Below are 3,037 nucleotides of genomic sequence, written 5' to 3'. Positions count from 1 at the left end.
CGTCCCGCGATCCCGTCCGCCGAGGCGATCGCCGGTGGGGCGAGGGTGGTCTTCCCGGTGCCGGGCGGGGCCTGGACGACCGCGGTGCCCCTGGTGGCGAGGGCGTCCCGCAGGGCGGGCAGCGCGGCGGCGAAGGGCAGTCCGTGGCCGATCCGGTCCAGATCGAAGGGGGTCACGTCCCCGCTCCGTCCACCCGTGTCATGTCCACGACCCTAGGCGCCGACGACGGAAGTCCGTGCCCCGGCGCACGGATCGGCGGCGTTCGCTGTCGGCGTACACGGATCTGCAATGGATCCCCGACCTGCCGCGTTGAACCCTGGTGACGGACCCGCTCCCGCTCCTGCGGTGCAGCGCGTCAGACACGGCCACTAGAGTGGACGGAACCCGAGGAATGTGAGGTAGCACGATGTTCGAACGGTTTACCGACCGCGCGCGTCGCGTCGTCGTCCTGGCCCAGGAAGAGGCCCGGATGCTCAACCACAACTACATCGGCACCGAGCACATCCTGCTGGGTCTCATCCACGAGGGCGAGGGAGTGGCCGCCAAGGCACTCGAGTCCCTGGGGATCTCGCTGGAAGCGGTGCGGAGTCAGGTCGAGGAGATCATCGGCCAGGGCCAGCAGGCGCCCAGCGGGCACATCCCGTTCACGCCGCGGGCCAAGAAGGTCCTGGAGCTGAGCCTGCGCGAGGCGCTGCAGCTCGGCCACAACTACATCGGCACCGAGCACATCCTGCTCGGCCTCATCCGTGAGGGCGAGGGCGTCGCCGCCCAGGTGCTGGTCAAGCTCGGAGCGGACCTCACCCGGGTCCGCCAGCAGGTCATCCAGCTGCTGTCGGGCTACCAGGGCAAGGAGGCCGAGGCCACGGGCGCCCCCGCCGGCACCGGTGGTCGCGAGTCCGGTACGCCGTCGTCCTCGACGGTGCTGGACCAGTTCGGTCGCAACCTCACGCAGGCCGCCATGGAGGGCAAGCTCGACCCGGTCGTCGGCCGCGCCAAGGAGGTCGAGCGCATCATGCAGGTGCTCTCCCGGCGCACCAAGAACAACCCGGTGCTCATCGGCGAGCCCGGCGTGGGCAAGACCGCGGTCGTCGAGGGCCTGGCCCAGGCCATCGTCAACAACGAGGTCCCCGAGACCCTCAAGGACAAGCAGGTCTACTCGCTCGACCTGGGGTCCCTGGTGGCCGGTTCCCGCTACCGCGGTGACTTCGAGGAGCGCCTGAAGAAGGTGCTCAAGGAGATCAACCAGCGCGGCGACATCATCCTGTTCATCGACGAGATCCACACCCTCGTCGGCGCGGGTGCCGCCGAGGGTGCGATCGACGCCGCGTCGATCCTCAAGCCCAAGCTGGCCCGCGGTGAGCTGCAGACCATCGGCGCCACCACGCTCGAGGAGTACCGCAAGCACATCGAGAAGGACGCGGCGCTCGAGCGTCGTTTCCAGCCGGTCCAGGTCCCGGAGCCCAACGTGGAGCTGTCCATCGAGATCCTCAAGGGTCTGCGGGACCGCTACGAGGCCCACCACCGCGTCACCATCACGGACGCCGCCCTGGCCGCGGCGGCCCAGCTCGCGGACCGGTACATCAACGACCGCTTCCTCCCGGACAAGGCGATCGACCTCATCGACGAGGCCGGCGCCCGCATGCGGATCAAGCGGATGACCGCTCCGCCGGACCTGCGGGAGTTCGACGAGAAGATCGCGGAGGCCCGCCGTGAGAAGGAGTCCGCGATCGACGCGCAGGACTTCGAGAAGGCCGCGGGCCTGCGGGACACGGAGAAGAAGCTCATCGCCGAGCGCTCGGAGCGCGAGAAGCAGTGGCGTGCGGGCGACATGGATGTGGCCGCCGTGGTCGACGAGGAGCAGATCGCGGAGGTCCTGGGCAACTGGACCGGGATCCCCGTGTTCAAGCTCACCGAGGAGGAGACCACGCGTCTGCTCCGCATGGAGGACGAGCTGCACAAGCGGATCATCGGCCAGGAGGACGCCATCAAGGCCGTCTCCCGGGCCATCCGCCGCACGCGGGCCGGTCTCAAGGACCCCAAGCGGCCCTCGGGTTCGTTCATCTTCGCCGGCCCGTCCGGTGTCGGTAAGACGGAGCTCTCCAAGGCGCTGGCGAACTTCCTGTTCGGCGAGGACGACGCGCTCATCCAGATCGACATGGGCGAGTTCCACGACCGCTTCACCGCGTCCCGTCTGTTCGGCGCACCTCCCGGGTACGTCGGCTACGAGGAGGGCGGCCAGCTCACGGAGAAGGTCCGGCGCAAGCCGTTCTCGGTGGTCCTGTTCGACGAGATCGAGAAGGCCCACTCCGAGATCTACAACACGCTGCTGCAGGTGCTCGAGGACGGCCGTCTCACCGACGGGCAGGGCCGCATGGTGGACTTCAAGAACACCGTGTTGATCTTCACCTCCAATCTGGGCACGAGGGACATCTCCAAGGCGGTCGGGATGGGCTTCCAGTCCTCCGACAACACCGAGGACGCCTACGAGCGGATGAAGCAGAAGGTCAACGACGAGCTCAAGAAGCACTTCCGGCCCGAGTTCCTCAACCGGATCGACGAGATCGTGGTGTTCCACCAGCTCACCAAGGCTCAGATCGTGGAGATGGTCGACCTCATGGTCAGCCGCGTCGGCGTGGCGCTCAAGGCCAAAGACATGACCATCGAGATCACGGACCGGGCCAAGGAGCTTCTCGCCAAGAGGGGTTTCGATCCGGTATTGGGTGCGCGGCCGCTGCGTCGCACCATCCAGCGCGAGATCGAGGACACGCTGTCGGAGAAGATCCTCTTCGGCGAGGTCGCGGCCGGCGAGCTCATCACCGTCGACGTCGAGGGCTGGGACGGGGAGTCCGACAAGACCGAGGACGCCCGGTTCACGTTCACCGGGGTCCAGCGCCCGGACGCCGGGTCCCGCGAGGGTGAGGAGATCACCGCGAGCGTCGCACCCACCGGTGAGGCCGGCCCGGGCGACTCGCTCCCGCCCAGCTCGGGCGGCTTCGGTGGCGCAGCCCCCGGCGGCCCGTCGGGTAGCGGTGGGGCG

The 3,037-nt window shown here is 68.5% G+C and carries 1 protein-coding gene; it reads left to right on the top strand.

Features of this window, described 5'->3' with window-relative positions; genetic code table 11:
- Positions 1–406 precede the first annotated feature (406 nt).
- On the top strand, positions 407–3,037 hold a 2,631-nt coding region (locus tag G6018_RS09175), incomplete at its 3' end, for an ATP-dependent Clp protease ATP-binding subunit (RefSeq protein WP_241732026.1).

The organism is Dietzia sp. DQ11-44 (assembly GCF_014145205.1).
GTDB classification, from domain to species: Bacteria; Actinomycetota; Actinomycetes; order Mycobacteriales; family Mycobacteriaceae; genus Dietzia; species Dietzia natronolimnaea.
The sequence above is the reverse complement of the archived record's forward strand: the minus strand, read 5'-3'. Positions and strand labels throughout refer to the sequence as shown.